Annotated in this window: 15 protein-coding genes and 1 tRNA gene; 11 read left to right on the forward strand and 5 right to left on the reverse strand. The window is 65.0% G+C overall.

The annotated features are described in order from the left end of the window. Window positions 1-79: 79 nt before the first annotated feature. Both FJU11_RS02870 and FJU11_RS02875 read right to left on the reverse strand, forming a co-directional pair. Window positions 80-3136: an efflux RND transporter permease subunit gene (locus FJU11_RS02870; protein ID WP_141165512.1), complete on the reverse strand. Its 3057-nt coding sequence runs from the start codon at window positions 3134-3136 to the stop codon at window positions 80-82. After that, window positions 3133-4347, reverse strand: a complete 1215-nt coding sequence (locus FJU11_RS02875) for an efflux RND transporter periplasmic adaptor subunit (protein ID WP_210242830.1) — start codon at window positions 4345-4347, stop codon at window positions 3133-3135. Before FJU11_RS02875 ends, FJU11_RS02870 begins: the two co-directional genes overlap by 4 nt. Window positions 4348-4572: 225 nt before the next feature. Between FJU11_RS02875 and FJU11_RS02880 the strand changes: the two genes are divergently transcribed. Further along, window positions 4573-5040, forward strand: a complete 468-nt coding sequence (locus tag FJU11_RS02880) for a GbsR/MarR family transcriptional regulator (protein ID WP_141165513.1) — start codon at window positions 4573-4575, stop codon at window positions 5038-5040. Window positions 5041-5204: 164 nt separating this feature from the next. Next, a complete protein-coding gene (locus FJU11_RS02885) occupies window positions 5205-6311 on the forward strand; it encodes a permease (RefSeq protein WP_141165514.1) in 1107 nt (368 codons plus the stop codon). 61 nt (window positions 6312-6372) lie between these two features. On the opposite strand, the gene FJU11_RS02890 is transcribed toward FJU11_RS02885, so the two are convergent. Continuing rightward, window positions 6373-6448, reverse strand: a tRNA-Lys gene (locus FJU11_RS02890). A gap of 188 nt (window positions 6449-6636) precedes the next feature. On the opposite strand from FJU11_RS02890, the gene FJU11_RS02895 reads away from it, so the two are divergent. Next, window positions 6637-7386, forward strand: a complete 750-nt coding sequence (locus FJU11_RS02895; protein WP_141165515.1) for a cytochrome c biogenesis CcdA family protein — start codon at window positions 6637-6639, stop codon at window positions 7384-7386. Window positions 7387-7491: 105 nt separating this feature from the next. After that, entirely contained in the window at window positions 7492-8193 is a 702-nt protein-coding gene (locus FJU11_RS02900) for a DUF502 domain-containing protein (RefSeq protein ID WP_141165516.1), read from the forward strand. 13 nt (window positions 8194-8206) lie between these two features. Here FJU11_RS02900 and recG read toward each other — a convergent pair whose 3' ends face one another. Next, a complete protein-coding gene (gene recG, locus FJU11_RS02905) occupies window positions 8207-10312 on the reverse strand; it encodes an ATP-dependent DNA helicase RecG (protein WP_141165517.1) in 2106 nt (701 codons plus the stop codon). A 92-nt stretch (window positions 10313-10404) separates the two neighbouring features. Here recG and FJU11_RS02910 point away from each other — a divergent pair, with 92 nt between their 5' ends. The 6 genes from FJU11_RS02910 to FJU11_RS02935 all read left to right on the forward strand — a co-directional run bounded on the left by FJU11_RS02910 (window position 10405) and on the right by FJU11_RS02935 (window position 17911). After that, window positions 10405-10704: an FAD assembly factor SdhE gene (locus FJU11_RS02910; RefSeq protein ID WP_141165518.1), complete on the forward strand. Its 300-nt coding sequence runs from the start codon at window positions 10405-10407 to the stop codon at window positions 10702-10704. Between the two features lie 12 nt (window positions 10705-10716). Next, the gene (gene mfd / locus FJU11_RS02915; RefSeq protein WP_141165519.1) at window positions 10717-14214 is read left to right on the forward strand and encodes a transcription-repair coupling factor; all 3498 of its coding nucleotides are present in this window, start codon (window positions 10717-10719) and stop codon (window positions 14212-14214) included. 126 nt (window positions 14215-14340) lie between these two features. Beyond that, window positions 14341-15441, forward strand: coding sequence for a YihY/virulence factor BrkB family protein (locus FJU11_RS02920; RefSeq protein WP_141165520.1), 1101 nt, complete (start codon window positions 14341-14343; stop codon window positions 15439-15441). A 147-nt stretch (window positions 15442-15588) separates the two neighbouring features. After that, window positions 15589-16377: an ATP synthase F0 subunit B gene (locus FJU11_RS02925; protein WP_141165521.1), complete on the forward strand. Its 789-nt coding sequence runs from the start codon at window positions 15589-15591 to the stop codon at window positions 16375-16377. Then, a complete protein-coding gene (locus tag FJU11_RS02930) occupies window positions 16374-16808 on the forward strand; it encodes a phage holin family protein (protein ID WP_141165522.1) in 435 nt (144 codons plus the stop codon). The genes FJU11_RS02925 and FJU11_RS02930 overlap by 4 nt, the downstream gene beginning before the upstream one ends. Then, window positions 16805-17911, forward strand: a complete 1107-nt coding sequence (locus tag FJU11_RS02935) for a DUF3618 domain-containing protein (RefSeq protein WP_141165523.1) — start codon at window positions 16805-16807, stop codon at window positions 17909-17911. Before FJU11_RS02930 ends, FJU11_RS02935 begins: the two co-directional genes overlap by 4 nt. Window positions 17912-17981: 70 nt before the next feature. Here FJU11_RS02935 and FJU11_RS02940 read toward each other — a convergent pair whose 3' ends face one another. After that, window positions 17982-19799 (reverse strand): extracellular solute-binding protein, encoded by a 1818-nt coding sequence (locus FJU11_RS02940; RefSeq protein ID WP_141165524.1) that lies wholly within the window; start codon window positions 19797-19799, stop codon window positions 17982-17984. Window positions 19800-20076: 277 nt separating this feature from the next. Here FJU11_RS02940 and FJU11_RS02945 point away from each other — a divergent pair, with 277 nt between their 5' ends. Next, a complete protein-coding gene (locus FJU11_RS02945) occupies window positions 20077-20718 on the forward strand; it encodes an invasion associated locus B family protein (RefSeq protein ID WP_141165525.1) in 642 nt (213 codons plus the stop codon). The last annotated feature ends 135 nt before the right edge of the window (window positions 20719-20853 follow it).

Here is a 20853-nt window from a genome sequence, read left to right on the forward strand (position 1 = left end):
AAAAGCGGCGAAAGTTCCAATAATACGGCAGATTTCCGGCGTTATACTGGCCGAACTGCGACGCAGGGCGCTTTTTTTGTCATTCCGCCGGTTGTTCGGCGGGACGTCTCGCGAACAGCCGAGCGAACCCCCGGCCCACGCGCTCGCGGAACGCATCGATCGCACTGAAGAGCGAGGGCACGAAAAGCAGCGAGAGCAGGGTGGAGACAAGCAGGCCGCCGATCACGGCAATGGCCATCGGTGCGGAGAACTCGCTGCCTGTGCCCGTGGAGATGGCGCTCGGCAGCATGCCGGCCGTCATAGCGATCGTCGTCATGACGATCGGGCGCACGCGCTTGTGGCCGGCGTCCAGCATGGCATCGAGCCGGCTGGAACCGCGATGCATGGACTGCACGGAAAACTCGACCAGCATGATGGCGTTCTTCGTGACGATCCCCATCAGCATCAGGAAACCGATGATGACCGAAAGGCTGATCGCCCGGTCGGTCACATAAAGCGCCAGGATCGCGCCGCCGATGGCGAGCGGCAGCGAAAGGAGGATCGTGATCGGGGTGATGAAACTCGCGAAGAGAAGCACGAGCACGACATAGACCAGCATGATGCCCGCCCCCATGGCGAGCGCGAAGCTGGAGAAGACCTCGTTCATGATTTCCGCGTCGCCGGCGTTCTTGATCGACGTGCCGTTCGGCATGTTCCTGGCCGCCGGCAGGTTGTGGATCTTCTCGAGCACGGGGCCGAGCGGCGTACCGGGTGCGAGATCCGCCTCAACCTTCGTCTGCGAATGGCGGTCGTAGCGTTCGATGGTGGCCGGCCCGTCGGAAAAGTGGATATCGGCGACGACGCCGAGCGGCAGCGGTTTGCCGGTCGTCGTCGGCACACGCTGGTTCGCCATGCGGAAGAGGTCGTCGCGCACCTTGTCGCTCAGGCTGACGCGGATCGGTATGCGTCGGTCGCCGGTGTTGAACTTCGCCATGTTGGCTTCCGTATCGCCGATCGTGGCGATGCGGATGGTCGATGCGAGAGAACTGGCCGTCACACCGTTCTTGGCGGCGAGCTCCGGCTTCGGCGTGATGCGGATCTCCGGCCGGGTGAGGGCGGCCGAGGTCGACGGATCGACGACGCCGGGGAGCGTCTTCATCCCTTCGGCGAGCTTCTCCGCCGCCTTCGAGGCCGCCTCGACCGTATCGCCCAGAACGACGACCTGCACGTCTCGATTGCCGTCCGCGTTGGTAACGTGCATGCGCACGTCGGGAATGCTGGCGAGCTTGGTGGCGATGACGCCTTCGAGCTGCTTGGCGGTAAGGTCGCGCTTGTCCCTGTCGACGTAATCCACCGTCAGGTTGGCCGTCGCGATGCTGTTCGTGCCGCCGTCGACGAAGACGTGCTCCACCTGCGGCATGGTCATCAGGCGCTTCGTGATCGTGCGCGTTGCCTGGCGCGTGTCGGCAAGCGTCGATCCCGGCGGCAGTTCGACGCTGACGGCCGAACGACCCGAATCGATCGGCGGCATGAATTCCGTCGGCAGCAGGGTCGCCGAATAGATCGAGCCGGCGAAGATGCCGAGGCCGAGCAGGAGCGTCACGAAGCGATGGCGCAGCGTCCAGTTCAGGACGTGCATGTATCCCCGCATGAAGACGCCGTCGCGCTCCTTCTCCGGCTTTTCCGCGTCGCGCATGAAGTAGGCCGCCACCATCGGCGTGACGAGCCGCGCGACGAGCAGCGAGAAGAGCACGGCTACGGCGACCGTCAGCCCGAACTGCTTGAAGTATTCGCCGGCGATGCCGCCCATGAAGCCGACCGGCGCGAAGACGGCGACGATCGTGAAGCTGATCGCGATCACCGTGAGGCCGATCTCGTTCGCCGCTTCCTCGGAGGCCTCGAACGCGCGTCGGCCCATGCGGATATGGCGCACGATGTTCTCGATCTCGACGATGGCGTCGTCGACGAGGATGCCGGTGACGAGCGTGATGCCGAGCAGGCTCAGCGTGTTCAGCGAAAAGCCGAGCAGCTCCATGACGAAGAACGTCGGAATGACCGAAAGGGGCAGGGCAAGCGCGGTGAGCAACGTCGCCCGCCAGTCGCGCAGGAAGAGAAAGACGACGATGACGGCGAGTGCGGCCCCCTCGTAGAGGGTCTCCATCGCGTTGTCGTAGCTGTTGCGGGTCGAAACGGTGCTGTCGTCGATCTCGGAGATGCGAAGGTTCGGATAGTCCTTGCGGATCGACGCGAGCTCCTTCTTCACGCCTTCGGCGGTGTCGAGATCGCTCTTGCCCGTCTCGCGCACGATGCCGAAGGCGACCACCGGCTCGCCGTCGAAGAGGGCGAAGGTGCGCGGTTCCTCCGATCCGTCCGTCACGGTGCCGAGCTGGTCGAGGCGCACGGTTCGCCCGTTCGAGAGCGAAAGCGGCGTTGCCGCGAGTTTGGCCACCGTATCGACGCTGCCGAGCGTGCGGATGGAGAATTCCTGGCCGGCGAGGTCGCCGCGTCCGCTGCCGACGTCGATGTTCGTCGCGCGGAGCTGGTCGTTGACCTGCGACGCGGTGATGCCGAGGGCGAGCAGGCGGTCGGGATCGAGTTCGACGTTGATCTCCCGGTCCGCCCCGCCGAGCCGCGACACCTGGCCGACCCCGTCGACGCCCTGCAGACGCCGCGCGATGGTGTTGTCGACGAAGTAGGACAGGTTCTCGATCGTCCGCGTCGGGTCGGCGACGGCGTAGGTGACGATCGGTCGGCCCGCGACGTCGATGCGCTTGACGACGGGTTCCGTGATCGAGTCGGGCAGGGTGCTGCGAACCGTCGCCACCGAGTCCTCGACGGAGTTCAGGGCGTCGTTCTTGTCCTTGGAAAGCTCGAACTCGACGGTGATCGTCGTCGTGCCGTCACTCGTGGTCGAGGTAATATGGCGGATCCCCGAGATACTGGAGATCTCGTCCTCGATCGGCTTGGTGATCTGGTCGGTGATCTCGCGCGGTGCGGCGCCGGGGTCGGCCACCGTCACGGTAACGATCGGCAGGTCCACGTTCGGGAACTGCGTGACCGGCAAGCGCATGAAGCTCACCGCGCCGAGCACGCACAGCACGAGGAAGAGCGCGATGGTGGGAACCGGGCGGTGGATGGACCACGTCGAAAGGTTCATCGCTCGGCCGTCTGCTTGTCCTGGCTATCGCCGCCTTTCGCATCGGCGGGCACCGCCTTTACCGCATCGCCGTCGTTGAAGAATGCGCCGGCGCGCGCGAGCACCGTTTCGCCAGGCTGCAGCCCCTCGACGATTTCGCGCCGGCCGTCCGGCGAGACGATGCCGGCGACGACCGGGCGATCGTGGACCACGCCGTCGTCGACGACCTTCACCTGCGTGCCGTCTTCACGGGTCAGCACGGCTTCGGCCGGAACGGTCGTCGCCATGTGGCGGTCGGTGATGATCCATCCGCTCGTGAACGTGCCGGCCGGTGGGGTCGCGTTACCCTTCAGCGTCACGCGGACGTCGGCAAGGCGCGTCTCGGCGTCGACCGTTGGCGCTACCCGGCGCACCGTGCCCGTCACGCTTTTGCCGCTCGCCGTCGTCAGGTCGACGGCGTCGCCCACCTTGATGCGGTCGAGCGCGCCTTCCATCACCTGCACGGAAGCCTCGATCTCGCCGTTCTCGAAGACGGTGAACATCGGTTCGCCGGCGGTGCTCGCGATGGCGCCGAGCTCGGCGTTGCGTGTCGCGACGACGCCGGCGACGGGCGTGCGGATCTGGGCGCGATCGAGATCCTGCCCGGCCATGTCGCGCTTCGACTGCGCCTGGTCGAGCTGTGCCTTGGCGACGGCCAGCCCGTCCTGGGCCGAAGCGTATGCCGCCTTCGCCGTATCCGCGCCGGAACGGGCCTGGGTCAGGTTCGCCTCGCTGGTCGTGCCGGAAGCCTGAAGTTTCTGCGCGCGTTGAAGAGTTTGCCTGGCCTGATCGTAGCTCGCCTTGGCCGAGTCGATCTCGCTCTGCGCCTGCCGTACGGCGGCCTGCGCGCGCTCCACTTCCGCCTTCGCCTGGGTGAGGTTCGCATCGAGCGTCGTCGTGTCGAGGACGGCCAGAACCTGCCCCTTCTCGACATGGTCGCCGACATCCGCCTTCAGTGCCTCGATGGCGTAGCCGCTGATACGCGGGTTGATGACGACCGTGTTGCGCGGCACCATCGAACCGGAAACCGGCACGCGCGCCACCACTTCGCTGCGTTCGGCCTTCGTCACCGTCACGGTCGGCACGTGCACGTCGGACGTCGCGTCGCCGCTTTCGCCGGACTGGGCGATCGCCGGCGCCGCAAACAGAACGACGGCGAAGAGGCCGGTACAAAGGCGTCTCGGGACGATCATGCGATACATATCCTTCCGGACTCCGTCAGGGGCGACATTACGCCATGCCGGCAAGCGAAGCGAGGCCGCGAGGCATGGTCCGGGAAACGGCGGGAGATCCATGAAAGCCCGGCCGCCGACTGATCGGACGTCGAGCAATATAGGCGCCTCCCGTCAGCCGTTCAATAATGACTGAATGGTTTAATCGATATTGACAACTATCCGAACGTGACGGATATGCGAACGATGAACGAGCCCGATACGACCGACTTCGTGGAAAGCCTCGGCCTGATCTTCCAGAACGAAGGCCTGCCGCGCATCGCCGGACGGGTTCTCGGTTTCCTCATCGTCTCGCGTGAGCCGAAGAGCTTCGACGATCTCACGAACGGCCTTTTGATCAGCCGTGGCAGCGTGAGCACGAACACCCGGCTCCTCGTCAATCTCGGTCTCGTCGAACGCGCGACCGTTCCAGGCGAGCGCCAGGACTATTTCCGCCTCGGACCGCGGCCTTATCAGCGGATGGTCGAGAACTCGCTGGAGCGTTCCGTCAGGGCACGCGACATGCTGCGCCGTTCGGTCGATACCTTCGGCGAGGGAGCCGACGCGCGTTTTGCCCGAGAGCGCATCATCGACTTCGTCGCGTTCTACGACGTCCTCGTGGAAGCAGGTCGCGAGGCCGGACGCATGCTGCGCGAGCGCGAAGGCGCCGGCTGACGGCGGGACGCCGAGCACGACCGGAACGGCCGAAGGAAACCGTTTGACCGGTTGAGGCGTTGGACCCCCGATTTGAACGGGGCAAATGCTCAGGCGGTTTCACGGGACGAAGCGGCCGGCAGAGATTGCCGTCGCGCGCAAACCGGACCGACGAGGGGCGATTCGTGGACTTCCTCCAGACACTTCTCCATGCCGCTGTCTTCGCGCTCGGCATGGCCTGGAAAACGCTGTGGACGCTGGTCCTCGGCTTCACCATCTCTTCCGTCATCCAGTCCGTCGTCTCGACGGAGGCGATGCGAGATGCGCTCGGGCGCGGCGGCATCAGGCAGATCTCGCTCGCGACGGCGATGGGGGCGGCCTCGTCGAGCTGTTCCTACGCTTCGGCCGCCATCATGCGAACGCTGTTCAAGAAGGGCGCCGCGCTCGTCAACGCGCTCGCCTTCATGTTCGCCTCGACCAACCTCGTGATCGAGCTCGGCATCATCCTGCTCATCCTTATGGGCTGGCAGTTCATGGTCGGGGAATGGGTCGGCGGTCTTGTCCTGATCGCCATCATGGCCATGATCGTCCGGTTCACCCTGTCCGATAAGCTGGTCGAAGCCGCCCGCAACCACGAGGAGGCCGGCGGCGGCCACGAGCATTCGGCGATGCTGGTCGAGGGTGAAACGTGGTGGCGGCGCCTGACGAACCCGCAGGCGCGCATCCGCGTCGCGCAGAACTTCACGATGGAGTTCTCGATGCTGTGGAAGGATCTCGCCATCGGCTTCGTCGTCGGCGGCATCCTGACGGCGTTCGTGCCGGATCGTTTCTGGCAGGCGCTCTTTCTTACGGACGCCTCGCCCTGGCTCCAGGCGCCGGCCAACGCCGTGATCGGCCCGGTCGTCGCCGTCTTCACCTTCGTCTGTTCGATCGGCAACGTGCCTCTGGCGGCCGTGCTCTTCGCCGGCGGCGCCTCGTTCGGCGGCGTGCTCGCCTTCCTCTACGCGGACCTCATCGTCCTGCCGCTTCTCGATGCGTATCGACGCTATCTCGGCTGGAAGATGGCCGCCTATATGGGCATCGTCTTCTTCGTCACGATGGTGATCGCCGGTCTGATCATGGAACTCGCCTTCGCAGCGCTCGGCATCGTCCCCGGCCACGACACCGACATCCGCCAGCAACTGACCACCTTCGCCTTCGACTACACCTTCTGGCTCAACCTCGTCTTCGGCGCCCTCGGCATCTACTGGTGGTGGACCGCCAGACGAAACCCGATGCACCATCACCACTGACAACGCGGAGGAAGCTCCGGCGCGGCACAGCCGTCGATGACCATCGTTCTGATCGGATGAATGGTGAGCCCGCAGGGATTCGAACCCTGGACCTACTGATTAAAAGTCAGTTGCTCTACCAACTGAGCTACGGGCTCTTGCGCGGGCGGGCGCGCTGAAGTCGGCGGACCATAGGCAGGGGGTGGGGGACGGTCAACCGGAAAATCCCCGGTTGCAGGCGCGGCGGCGACGGACGGTCGTCGTGCGCGTAAGAACCATTGTTTTCCGCGGTCCCGACGGACTAGAAAGGCCGTGCGCATCCGTTGCATCGGGGAGGGCGTCGCCCGTGTCGATCGCCGACATATCCATCCTGACGGCCGTGCTCGCCGGCGCGCTGTCGTTCCTTTCTCCTTGCGTGCTTCCGCTCGTGCCGCCCTATCTGTGCTATATGGCGGGCATCAGCGTCGACCAGTTCCGTGGTTCGCCAGAACGCCCGCGCGAGGTGCGCACGCGTCAGGCCGTGCTTCTTGCAGCGCTCTTCTTCACGCTCGGCTTCGCCACGGTCTTCGTGGCGCTCGGCGCCGGCGCTTCGCAGGTCGGCTCGCTGCTGCGCCGCTACAGCGACGTCCTCGGTCAGATCGGCGGTGTCGTCATCATCGTCATGGGGCTCAACTTCCTCGGCGTCTTCCGCATTCCGCTGCTTTCGCGCGAGGCGCGCTTTTCGTCCGGCGGCAAGCCGGCGACGTGGACCGGCGCCTATGTGATGGGCCTTGCCTTCGCCTTCGGCTGGACGCCGTGCATCGGGCCGGTGCTCGGCGCGATCCTCGGCGTGGCCGCAAGCCGCAGCACGGTCGGCGCGGGGGCGCTCCTGCTCGCGGCCTATTCGCTGGGCCTCGCGCTCCCATTCTGGATCGCAGCCCTCTTTTCCGAACGGTTCATGCGTTTCCTCACCGGCTTTCGTCGTCATCTCGGCATGGTCGAAAAGGTGATGGGCGGTTTCCTCGTGCTGACCGGCGTTCTCTTTCTCACCGGCGGCATGGCCTCGATCGCCTACGGGCTGCTGGAGGCGTTTCCGGCCCTCGCGCGGATCGGCTAAAGGCGAGAAGCCGGGCCGGTGCCTTGTCGCAGTGCGGCATGTGCCCTTATATGAACGACGAGGATCCCCGGCTTCGATGGGGACGGACCACGGCTGGCAGGGTGCATGAAAGAAAAGCCCAAGCGCATGTCGGCGACGATGCGCCTGCGAAATTATTTCCTGACCGGTCTGGTGATCTGCGCACCGCTCGTGATCACGCTCTACCTCACGTGGTCGTTCGTCGTGTGGGTCGATGGCTGGGTGAAGCCCTACCTGCCGAAGGCCTATACGCCGGACTACTATCTGCCGTATCCCGTTCCGGGCTTCGGCCTGCTCATCGCGCTCATCGTCATCACGCTGATCGGCTTCCTGACCGCAAACCTCATCGGGCGCACCGTGGTCGGGTTCGGCGAGTCGATCCTCGATCGAATGCCCTTCATCCGGGTGATCTACAAAGGGCTGAAACAGCTCTTCCAGACGATTCTGGCCGAGAGCGAAAGCTCTTTCCAAAAGGTCGGCCTGATCGAATATCCGCGCAAAGGACTATGGTCGCTCGTCTTCATCGCCACGCAGACGCACGGCGAAGTGGGCAAGCACGTCGCGCGTTCGGGTCGCGATCCCGTTTCGGTCTTCCTGCCGACGACGCCGAACCCGACCTCCGGCTACCTGCTCTTCGTCCCGAGCGAGGAGATCACCATCCTCGACATGTCGGTCGAGGATGCGGCCAAGATGATCATCTCCGCGAGTCTCGTCTATCCGGAGCATGGCGACGAGCCCGGCAGCGAGAGCGACGTCACCAAGCTCTTTCCCACGCAGTTCGGTACCTGAGTTCGGCCCGGGCTTACCCGGCGCGCAGGTAGCGGATCGCCTCGTCCCGGCGGAAGAGGTAGAGAAGGGTACGCAGCGCCTCGCCGCGTTCGCCGGTCAGTTCCGGATCGCTCTCGAGCACGAAGCGCGCGTCGTTGCGTGCCGTTTCGAGAAGATCGCCGTGGTGTTCGAGCGCTGCGAACCGGAAGTTCGCCATGCCGGACTGGCGCGTGCCGAGAAGCTCGCCTTCGCCACGCAGGCGTAGGTCCTCCTCGGCAATGCGGAAGCCATCCTCGCTCTCGCGCATGATGGAAAGCCGAGCCTTCGCGACCTCGCCGAGCGGGGCGGAGTAAAGCAGGATGCAACTGGATGCTTCGCTTCCCCGCCCGACGCGACCGCGAAGCTGGTGCAACTGTGCGAGCCCGAAGCGTTCGGCATGCTCGATGACGAGGATCGTCGCGTCCGGCACGTCGACGCCGACCTCGATGACGGTCGTGGCGATCAGGAGGCGCGTATCGCCGGCCTTGAAGGACGCCATCGCTTCGTCCTTCTCCGCGCTCGTCATGCGGCCGTGGACGAGCCCGAGCCGGTCGCCGAAGAGTGGATCGAGACTTTCGAAGCGCTGCTCTGCGGACATCAGGTCGGAGGCGTCGGTTTCCTCGACGAGCGGGCAGATCCAGTAGGCCTTCCGGCCGTCAGCGAGCGCGTTGCGCAGGCGCTCGACGATCTCTTCGTAGCGCTCGGCGCCGACGGTCACGGTGGCGATCGGCTTTCGCCCCGCGGGCTTTTCCGTCAACTTCGAGACGTCCATGTCGCCGAAGGCGGCGAGTACCAGCGTGCGCGGAATGGGCGTGGCCGTCATGACCAGCATGTGCGGCGCCGTTCCCTTGCCGGTGAGCTGCAGGCGCTGGTGGACGCCGAAGCGGTGCTGCTCGTCGATGACGGCGAGCACGAGATTGGCATAGGCGACGTCGTCCTGAAACACGGCGTGGGTGCCGATCACCACCTGTGCGTCGCCAGAGGCGATCCGCGCCAGCACGGTCTGGCGCTCGCGCGCCTTCATGCGGCCGGTCAAAAGCGCGACCTCGATCCCCGCCGGCGCCAGCATGGCCGAAAGCGTGCCGTGATGCTGGCGTGCGAGAAGCTCCGTCGGAGCCATGAGCACCGACTGGCCGTGCGATTCCGCCACGGCGGCCATGGCGAAGGCGGCAACGACCGTCTTTCCCGAGCCGACATCGCCCTGCAGCAGGCGCAACATGCGCTGGCTCTTGCCCATGTCGGCAAGCACGGCCGCGACCGCTTCTTCCTGGCCCGCGGTCAACGCGAAGGGCAGGGCCTTGCGGATGGCGGCCTGCGCCGTGCCGCTCGGATGAACCGGTTCGCCCGGCAGGCGACGGGTTCGCCGGCGTACCAGAGCCAGCGAAAGCTGCCCGGCCAGAAGCTCGTCATAGGCGAGCCGCCGGCGCGCCGGCGTCGTCGCTTCGAGGTCCGCCGCGCCTTCCGGCCGGTGCAGTGCTTCGAGCGCGTCGCGGAAGCTCGCGAAGCGCTCGCGCCGCTTCATGGGACCGTCGAGCCATTCGCCGAGGTCGGGCGTTCGCTCGAGCGCGGCCGTCACGGCCTTTTCGAGCACCTTGCCGGAAAGGCCCGCCGTCAACGGATAGACCGGCTCGATGACGGGCAGGGTGTCGGCGGCTTCGAGCGGCACCATATGGTCCGGATGCACCATCTGGGCGCGTCCGTTGAACCACTCGATCTTTCCACTGACGAGCATCTCGGCGCCGACGGGCAGGACCTTGTCGAGCCAGCCGGGCTTGGCGCGGAAGAAGGTCAGGGCCATTTCGCCCGTCTCGTCGTGGACGAACACGCGATACGGCATGGAACGGCGTTCCGGTGGAGGCGGCTGATGCCGGTCGACGCGCACGGCAAGCGTCGCGATTGTGCCGGGTGCGGCCACCGTGATGCCCGCCCGGCGGGTCCGGTCGATCACCGAATGCGGCGAGAGGAAGAGGACGTCGATCACCCGGGTGGCCTCCGCATCCTGCCGTCCCGCCACGCGGGCGATGAGCGTGGCGACCTTCGTGCCGACGCCCGGAAGTGCCGTTACCTCGGCGAACAGGGGATCGAGAACCGTGGGCCGCATGGAGCGGACAATGCGTTGCGAACGGCGTCGATGGCAAGGCTGACAAGCGTGCGGCGCTTCGCTATACGAACCCCGTCAACAGGAAGGTTTCCATGACCGGTACGAAACGCACCAGCGCCGACCTCGATGTCCGGCGGCGGCGGCTTCTCTTTCGCGCATGGCATCGTGGCATCCGCGAGATGGATCTCGTGCTCGGCACCTTCGCCGACGCCGAGATCGCCGCGATGAACGATGCGGAACTTAGCGAGTTCGAAGAGCTCCTCGAGGTCGTCGATGCCGATCTCCTTTCCTGGGTCACACGCCGCGAACCGACGCCGGCCGAGCGCGACACCGTGCTCTTCCGCCGGATCGCCTCCTACAAACCCGACTTCGCCTCCCTCCGTAGTTCCTGACTGGTCCTTTCGATGATCGAAGGTTTTGCTCCCGACGTTTTCAAGCGGCTTTCCGGCCCCGCGACGCTCGCAAGCGTGCCGCCGGGGGCCGAGCCTTTCCTGCTGGCCGATATGGCGCGCGCCGGCCAGCCCGTCGCCTACGTCGTTTCCGACGGCCAGCGCATGGGCGATCTGGAGCAGATGCTCTCCTTCATCGCGCCGGAAATCCCGGTGCTCACGCTGCCGGCCTGGGACTGCCTGCCCTATGACCGCGTCTCGCCGAGCCCCGACGCTGCCGCGAGACGGCTTTCGGCGCTGACGGGGCTGATCGCGCACGCCAAAAATCCCCATCCGGCGATCGTCCTCGTTTCCGTCAACGCCTTTCTCCAGCGCGTGCCGCCGCGTGGCATTCTCGGCGCGTTGGGCTTTTCCGCCCGTGCGGGGGATCGCATCGACATGGAAGCGATCGTCGAGCGCCTGTCGGCCAACGGCTTCGAGCGCGTGCCGACGGTGCGCGAGGTCGGCGCGTTCGCCGTGCGTGGCGGCATCCTCGACGTCTTCGTGCCGGGCAGCAGCGAGCCGCTGCGCCTCGATTTCTTCGGCGATACGCTGGAAAGCGTGCGCGCCTTCGATCCCGCCTCCCAGCGCACGACGAGCCAGGGGCATCGGCTCGAACTCTACCCGATGAGCGAGGTGACGCTGACGAAGGAGACGATCAGCCGTTTCCGCACGAACTACCTCGCCCACTTCGGCGCGGCGCAACGCGACGACGCGCTTTATCAGGCGGTCAGCGAAGGCCGGCGCTATGCGGGCATGGAGCATTGGCTGCCGCTCTTCTACGAAGAGCTGGAGACGACCTTCGACTATCTCGAGGGCTTTTCCTTCGTCGTCGACCATCTGGCACGCGAGGCCGCCGGCGAACGCATGAAAGTGGTGCGCGACCATTTCGAGGCGCGCGAGAGTGCGAAGAACGCGACGGGGCAGGGTGCACCCTACAAGCCGGTGGCGCCGGACGAACTCTACCTCGAAGCCGAGGCCTTCGTAGAAGCGATCGACCAGCGCCACGCGCTCAGGCTTTCCCCGTTCGAGGAAATGGAGACGGGAGCGTCCAAGGTCTTCACGCTCGATGCGCACAGCGGCCCGCGCTGGTCGCAGACGCAGATCGGCAACGAAGGCCATGTCGAGCGGATCAACGTCTTCGATTCGGTCGTCGCGCACATCGCCGAGCGGCGAAACGAGACCGGCAAGGTGCTGCTCGCCGCCTGGTCGGAAGGTGCCCTCGACCGCCTGATGCAGGTGCTTGGCGAACACGGTTTGGAACGCGTGCGCATCGTCGACCGGCTGGACGCGCTCGAAACGCTGAAGCCCGGCGAGATCGGTGCCGGCGTCCTTTCGATCGAAAACGGCTTCGAGACGGCGAACCTCGCCGTCATCGGCGAGCAGGACATCCTCGGCGACCGCATGGTGCGGCGAAGCCGCAGGCGAAAGCGCGGCGCCGACTTCATCTCCGAGGTCTCGGGCCTCGAGGAAGGCTCGATCGTCGTCCACGCCGAGCACGGCATCGGCCGTTTCGTCGGGTTGCAGACGCTGGAGGCCGCCGGCGCGCCGCATGCCTGTCTCGAACTGATGTACGCCGACGGGGCGAAGCTCTTCCTGCCCGTCGAAAACATCGAGCTTCTCTCGCGCTACGGCTCGGAATCCGCCGAGGCGCAGCTCGACAAGCTCGGCGGCGTCGCCTGGCAGGCACGCAAGGCCAAGCTCAAGAAACGCCTGCTCGACATGGCGGGCGAACTGATCCGCATCGCCGCCGAACGCACGACGCGCCACGCACCCGAACTCACGACCCAGGAAGGCCTCTACGACGAGTTCGCCGCGCGCTTTCCCTACGACGAGACCGACGACCAGATGGGCGCCATCGAAGCCGTCCGGGACGATCTCGCCGCCGGAAAACCGATGGATCGGCTGATATGCGGCGACGTCGGCTTCGGCAAGACCGAGGTCGCCCTGCGTGCGGCCTTCGTCGCGGCGATGAACGGCGCTCAGGTCGCGATCGTCGCACCGACGACCCTTCTCGCGCGCCAGCACTACAAGACCTTCACCGAGCGCTTTCGCGGTCTGCCGATCCGCATTGCCCAGGCATCGCGGCTCGTCGGTTCGAAGGAGCTTGCGGCAACGAAGAAGGAGCTTTCCGACGGCAAGGTCGACATCGTCATCGGCACGCATGCGTTGCTTGGAGCAAGCGTCGACTTCGCCAATCTCGGCCTGCTCGTCATCGACGAGGAGCAACATTTCGGCGTCAAGCACAAGGAACGGCTCAAGGAACTGAAGAGCGACGTTCACGTGCTGACACTTTCGGCGACGCCGATCCCGCGCACCCTGCAGCTTGCCATGACGGGCGTGCGCGAACTCTCGCTCATCACCACGGCACCGGTCGACCGCATGGCCGTGCGCACCTTCATTTCGCCCTTCGACGGCCTCGTCATCCGCGAGACGCTGCTGCGCGAGCACTATCGCGGCGGGCAGAGCTTCTACGTCTGTCCGCGCGTGTCCGATCTCGACGAGGTCGCGAGCTTCCTGCGCGAGAAGGTGCCGGAGCTGAAGTTCGCGATCGCGCACGGACAGATGGCGGCGGGCCAGCTCGACGACATCATGAACGCGTTCTACGAGGGCCAGTACGACGTTCTGCTTTCCACCACGATCGTCGGTTCCGGTCTCGATGTTCCGCGTGCCAATACGCTCGTCGTCCACCGTTCCGACATGTTCGGGCTCGCTCAGCTCTATCAGCTGCGCGGCCGTGTCGGCCGGTCGAAGGTGCGCGCCTATGCGCTTTTCACGCTTCCCGCAAACCGCATGCTTTCGAAGACCGCCGACCGGCGGCTGAAAGTCCTGCAATCGCTCGATTCGCTCGGCGCCGGCTTCGAACTCGCCAGCCACGACCTCGACATTCGCGGTGCGGGCAATCTGCTTGGCGAAGAGCAGTCGGGCCACATCAAGGAAGTCGGCTTCGAGCTCTACCAGCAGATGCTGGAAGAGGCGGTCAGCGAACTGAAGGGCGACGATGCGGCCGCCGATTCCGGATGGTCGCCACAGATCACCGTCGGCACGCCGGTCATGATCCCGGAAGACTACGTGCCGGACCTGCATCTGCGCATGGGGCTCTACCGGCGCCTTGGCGAAATTACCGAGACGAGCGAGATCGATTCCTTCGGCGCGGAGATGGTCGACCGTTTCGGCCCGCTGCCGATCGAGGTCGAGCACCTTTTGAAGATCGTCTACGTCAAGTCGCTCTGCCGTGCGGCGAACGTCGAGAAGCTCGATGCCGGGCCGAAGGGCGTCGTCGTCCAGTTCCGCGGAAAGGAATTCCCGAACCCGGCCGGCCTCGTCGAATATCTAGGAAGACAGGGCGCCAGCGCGAAGATCCGGCAGGATCAAAGCATCTTCTTCGACCGCGATCTTCCAACCGCCGAGAAGCGGCTTTCGGGTGCGGCCATCGTCATGACGAAGCTGTCCGAGATCGCCGAAGCGGCGTAAGCGGCTCATCGATCGGGAAGATCAGTCTTCTCGCAAATAAAAACGTCGAAGCGCGGGAAACGGTGTAACCTTTTCGTGTCTGCATCGTTTGTTTCCGGCAAGGGAGGCTATGTCGGAGGTACTACGATGGCGGCGGACGGACGCGGGCGCGATGCCTCGACGCCAATGGAATTGCCGGCAGCTGGCTGGCGGGACATAAGCTGGCGAATCTATTCCGAAATCTCGGACGACCGCGTCATGCTGGTCGCGGCCGGGGTTACCTATTACCTGCTGCTCGCCATGGTCCCTGCGCTCTCGGCGCTCGTTTCGGTCTATGGCCTTTTTGCCGACCCCGCCACGATCCAGAGCCACATGGGCGTCCTCTCCGGGGTCGTTCCCGGCGGTGGCATGGACATCATCAAGGAGCAGCTGTCGCGCCTCGCGCAGCAGGGCTCCGCGACACTCGGCCTGACGTTCGCCATATCGTTGGCGTTCGCGCTGTGGAGCGCCAATTCGGGCGTCAAGGCGCTCTTCGAATCCATGAACGTCGCATATGACGAACACGAAGAGCGTGGCTTCGTCTGGCTTACGCTCATCTGCTTCGCCTTCACGCTTGGTGCGATCGTCGCCGCCATTCTCTTCGCCGCGATCATCATCGTGCTGCCCATTGTGCTCGGCCATCTCGGGCTCGGCAGGGTCGCGGACTGGACGGTTCGCATCGGCACTTATGCGGTGCTGGCGCTTATCGTCTCGTTCGGTGTCGCCGCGCTCTATCGCTGGGGGCCGTGCCGCAGCCGGCCCCAATGGCGCTGGATCACGCCCGGCGTCGTGCTGACGGTCATCCTGACCATCGCCGTATCGATCCTATTTTCCTGGTACGTCAGCAATTTCGGATCCTACAACGCCACCTACGGCTCGCTCGGCGCGATGATCGGCTTCATGACGTGGATCTGGCTGACGGCGAACATCCTCATCATCGGCGGCGAACTCAATTCGGAGATGGAGCATCAGACGAGCGTCGATACGACCGTCGGGCCCGACAGCCCGATGGGCGAACGCGGCGCGCTGATGGCCGACCACGTCGCCGTCGGATCGAAGGATGCGACGCGCCGCGAAGACGAAAGAAAAGAAAGACGCGACGATCGGGAGCAAAAACGGCGTCGGCGTGTTTCGCTTGGCAAGCTCGCTTTCGCGGTTCCCGCCGCCGTGATCCTTGCAACGATGCAGCGACGTTCGCGTCGAAGTTAGCGGAAACCACCGGCGCATACGCAAGTCAAGGAGTGCGCCGCCAAGGAGAAGACGCCTAATGAACAGTATAATCTATCTGGTGGGACTGATCGTGATCGTCCTATTCGTCCTTTCCCTTCTCGGCCTCCACTAAAGAGGAAAGCACCCATGTCCGATACACCGCAAACACCCGGGAGCGGAAAGGCGCGCGACGATGTCGACCGCACCAAGGAACGCGCCCGCGAAGAAATGGATTCTGCACGCGAGGAAGGCCGCAAGGCCGCCGATTCCGCACGCCAGGCCGCTTCCGACTTCTCCGAAAAGGCCAAGGATCGGGCCTATGAAGAAGGCGAGCGAGGCAAGGAGAGCGTTGCAGGCGGTCTCGACGACTTCGCCGCAGCCGTACGCAAGGCGTCAGACGAACTCAGTTCGCGCGACCAGTCCATGGCCTCGAAGGTCGTGCGCGAAGTCGCCGGCGGCCTCGAGCACGCCTCGCGGACCATTCACGGCAACGACGTCGGTGAACTGACGCGTTCGGTCAACCGCTTCGCTCGTGAACGTCCCGCGACGTTCCTGATCGGCGCCGCCCTTGCCGGCCTCGCGCTCGGCCGCTTCGCGCGCTCGTCCGAGGAACATAGCGAAGGCGATTACGTCGGAGGCGAGAACTACGGCGGCGCCGCGTCGCGTTCGCCGTCGCCGACGACGCGCAGCGGGATGGGAAGTCCGACCGGCGGCGGTATGGGCGGATCTCCGGCCGAAGGCATCGATCGTGCCGAACCCTACCGTCCGACACCTTCGCCCTCGACAGCGACATCGTCGCCGACTTCACCAGGGTCGCCGACTTCACCAGGGTCGCCGACTTCACCAGTGTCGCCGACGTCGCCGTCATCCTCGTCTCCGTCCACCGCCGGAAACCCTGCCACGCCGAAAACGCCCGATACGGGGGAACGTCCATGAGCGATAGAGAACACGATACCGAGCGCAACGAGCGCCGGAGCGAACCGAAGTCGCTTCCCGACCTCGTCGTCCACGCGCTGCACGAGACGAGCGAACTTGTCCAGACCGAGACGCGCCTCATCAGGGCAGAGCTTTCCGAAAAGATCACGCAGGTGGAAACGGGCGGCGGATCGCTGATCGCCGGCGCGATCTGCATGCTGGTCGCATTGCTGACGCTGACTGCGGCACTGGTCTCGGCGATCTCGAAGATCGGCACCCCGGATATCGGGGGCGGCTGGGCGGCACTCATCGTCGGAGTGATCATCGCGCTGATCGGCGTCGCACTGCTCATGAAGGCTCGCAAGGACCTCCAGCCGAGCAACCTCGCACCGAACCGCACGGCGCGTCAGTTCAAGAAAGATACGACTCTTGCCAAGGAGCAAACGCGATGAGCAGTGATACCGAACGACTTGAAAAAGAAGCCGACTCGCACCGCTCCAATCTCGATTCGACCTTCGACGCGATCCGCGAACGTCTCTCGGTCGGTCAGATCGTCGACGAGTTTTCGGGCTACCTCAAGAAGGGGCAGGGCGCCGAGACGATGAACAATCTCGGCCGCCAGGTCCGCGACAATCCGCTGGCGCTCGGCCTCGTCGGCGCCGGCATCGCCTGGCTGTTCTTCGGCAATTCCGCCCGGGCCGCCGGAGACGAGATGACCCATCGCGTCGAGCGCTGGCGCGACGATCATCGCTCCGAGCCACCGGTCGCAGGCAGGGCTGGCGCATCCACGCAGCCGATCCCGACTGGTCCGGCCTCGCGTAAGGATGCCCCGGCGAAGGGCACGCGCTTTGCCTCCGGTACGCCGACGAGCGGCGCAACCGGTACGTCGACCTATTCGCCATCGTCCTCGTCGTCTTCGACGGGCGGCGGATCCAGCGTATCGGACGCCGCCCGCTCCGCACGTGATGCCGGTTCTCGCGCCGCTTCGGGTGCTTCGCAAAGTGCTTCGCGTGCCGGTGAATCGATTGCCGGCGGCGCCCAATCCGCTCGCGACAGTGCCAGCCGGGGTCTCCACGATGCCGGCGAACGGGTGAGCGGAGGCATGCACGACGCCAGCGAGTGGGCGAACGAAAGCATGCACGGAGCGAGCGAATCGATCCGCCGCGGCTCGCGTCGCGTCTACGGAGCCGGTTCGCGGGCTGGCCGCGGCCTTGCCGACCTGATCCACGACGAGCCGCTTGTCTTCGGCGCGGTCGCGCTTGCGGTGGGTGCTGCCGCCGGTGCACTGATGCCGCCGACGCGCAGTGAGGACGAATGGATGGGCGAGACGCGCGATCGCTTCCGAGACGAGGCGTATGCGCGCGGCGAGGATGCCCTGCACCGTGCCGAGAACGTTGCGGAGGAAACCTATTCCGCGGCGAGCGACAAGGCCGAGGAAAAGGGTCTCAAGCCGAAGGAAGGCAGCGACGAGACGATCGCCGAAAAGGTGAGCGAAGTCGCCCGCACGGCCGAGAAGACCGCCAAGGAAGAGACCAAGAAGCAGAGCGAAAGCTGATCGCTCCTCGGCCCGCCGTCATCCTGCGCGGCGGGCTGCCTCTATTGTTTGTGCCGAATATTTCACGAATTCAGTTGCGTGCGCGCGCATCCCACCAGGTTTCGAGCTGGTAACCGTACAGCGGCGTCGTGTCGGGATGCCGGATACGCCCCCATCGCGCGATCCATTGCTGATCGACATGATAGAGCGGCACGACGTAGTAGCCCGATATCAGCACCCGATCGAGGGCGCGCACGGCGTCGCGAAAATCGTGCTGCGAGCGTGCGTCGAGCATCGCCTCGATCGTCGCGTCGATGGCGGGACTCTTGGTTCCCGCGTAGTTGAAGCTGCCTTCGACGTTGGCCGAGGACGAGGCCCACCGGCCGATCTGCTCCGATCCCGGCGAAAGCGACGAGGGATAGTTCTTGACGATGACGTCGTAATCGAACGTCAGGGTGCGCTGCTGGTACTGGGTGTCGTCCACCGTGCGCACCGACATGGCGATGCCAAGCGATGCGAGCGTGCGCTGATAGGCAAGCGCGATCTTCTCCTGGCCCGCGTTCTGCGTCATCACCTCGAAGGCGAGCGGTCGCCCGTTCCGATCGACCATCCGGCCGTCGTCGATATGATAGCCGGCTGCCGTCAGCAGATCGTAGGCTTCGCGCAGAACCGTACGGTCGCGGCCCGAACCGTCGGTGACCGGCAGCTTGTAGGTGCCCTCCATGACCGGTTTCGTCACAGCATCCGGGAACGGGGCCAGAAGCTTCTTCTCGTATGCGCTGGCCGGCACGCCGAAGCACGACAGCGAAGAGCCCTGCCAGTAATCCTGCGTGCGCGCGTACGCATCGCCGAAGAGGTTGCGGTTGATCCACTGGAAATCGAGTGCGAGCGCCAGCGCATGCCGCACGCGACGGTCCTTGAAGACCGGACGGCGCGTATTGAGCACGAAGCCGTACATGCCGGACGGCGTTTCGGCACGGAACGCGTCTTTGACGACCCGGCCGTCGCGCACGGCCGGAAAGTTGAACGACCGTCGCCACCTGATCGGATCGCTTTCGGGAAAGACGTCGAAGATGCCCTTCTTGAAGGCTTCGAACGAGGCGTTCTGCGAAAGGAAATAGTCGACGGTAACGGTGCCGAAATTGTCGAAGCCGCGTTTGACCGGCAGATCCTTCCCCCAATAGTTCGGATCGCGCTTGTAGACGATGCTGCGCCCAGGCTCGACGTCGCCGACCTTATAGGGTCCGGATCCAACCGGCTTTTCGAGTGTCGTGCGACCGAAGGTCCCAGGATCGATCGCGTGCTTCGGCAGGATCGGCGACATGGCCAGGATGAGCGGCAGTTCCCGGCCGGCCGATTTCTTCAGATCGAAGCGCACGCTGCGCGCGCCTACCTTGGTGATCTTCGCGACGTCGTTCAGCCGGTTGGAATAGGGTGGGCGGCCCTTTTTCGCGAGGAGCCTGAAGCTGAAGACGACGTCGTCCGCCGTCACCGGCTTTCCGTCGGACCAATGGGCCTTCGGGTTCAGATTGAAGCGGATATAGGTCCGTGCGTCGTCCATCTGGACGGTTTCGGCGAGCAGCCCGTACAGCGAAAACGGCTCGTCCATCGAGCGTTGCATCAGGCTTTCGTAGACGAGGTTGCCGAACTCTGGATCCCATATCCCGCGGGCCGTCGTGCGCATGCTCTTCAGGATGAACGGGTTGAGGCTGTCGAAGCTGCCGACGACGCCGTAGGTGATCGATCCGCCTTCGGGCGCGTCGGGGTTCGCATAGGGCAGATGCCGGTAATCGGCCGGCAGCGCCGGCTTGCCGTGCATGGCGATCGCGTTGACGGGTTCGTCCGCACGGGCGACGCCCGCAAGGCTCGCCAGGAGAACTGCCGCCAGAACCGCGCGTGGCAAACGCATGAGGGACTCCGTCGCCTGCTCATCTCACCGAATCAAGAGGACGAAGCATGTCAGAATGAAAGCGCCGCGGCGAGGCGGCGGGACGCGACGCGTCATCGCAAATCCGTGCGACCGGCTGGAACTTCCGATTAAGGCCATGTAGGAGGGGGCGAATCGGAAGGCCTTGCGAATGCCTTATTTCGGGAACACCCAAGCGATAAGCGATCGGGGCGGACGTTTTCGGGCAAGGCACGTATCCCCACGTTACCGGAGCAGCACTGAGGAGACCGACATTTCCATGACTTGCAAACTCTCCACCGCCACGCGAAGCGTGATTGCGTCCGCGTTCTTCGTCGCCGGCATGGCGGGCGTCGCGTTCGCTCAGGACTCGTCCGGTGACGCGAGCCAGGCACAGCCGCCGAAGGGCTGGTTCAAGGCGTGCACGAAGCAGGCCGACAACGACGTCTGCATCACGCAGAACCTCAAGGCCGCTTCGAACGGCCAGCTCGTCACCGCGGTCGGCCTCATCACGGTCAAGGGCAAGGCGAACCAGAAGCTGCTGCAGGTTTCCGTGCCGAGCGCGCGCCTCATCCAGCCCGGGATCGCCATGCAGATCGACGACAACAAGAAGCAGCAGCTCGGCTATGCCGTGTGCATGCCGGACAAGTGCGTGGCGGAAGTTCCGCTTTCCGACGGTCTCGTCAACGCGTTCAAGCGTGGCGGTCAGGTCACCTTCACGTCGGTCAATTTTCGCCGCCAGCCGAATCCGGTCGAGGTTTCCCTGAAGGGCTTCACGGATGCCTTCGAGGGCGCGCCGATGAAACAGTCCGAGCTGCAGCAGCGCCAGAAGCTTCTTCAGCAGCAGATGCAGAAGAAGGCCGATACTGCCCGCCAGCAGCTCGAGCAGGCGCAGGAAAAGGCCAAGAAGCAGGGCAACTGATCGCCGCCCGGCGACCGTAATCCGTATTCGAAGAGGGCCCGGTCGCTAGAGCCTTTCAGGTTTATACGGAAACGCTCTGCCGACCCTGTTTGCGTCAGGACCGAGACGGATGGCGACGAGCGTACTGGTGGTACG

It is taken from the genome of Pararhizobium mangrovi (assembly GCF_006516965.1).
Classification (GTDB): domain Bacteria; phylum Pseudomonadota; class Alphaproteobacteria; order Rhizobiales; family Rhizobiaceae; genus Pararhizobium_B; species Pararhizobium_B mangrovi.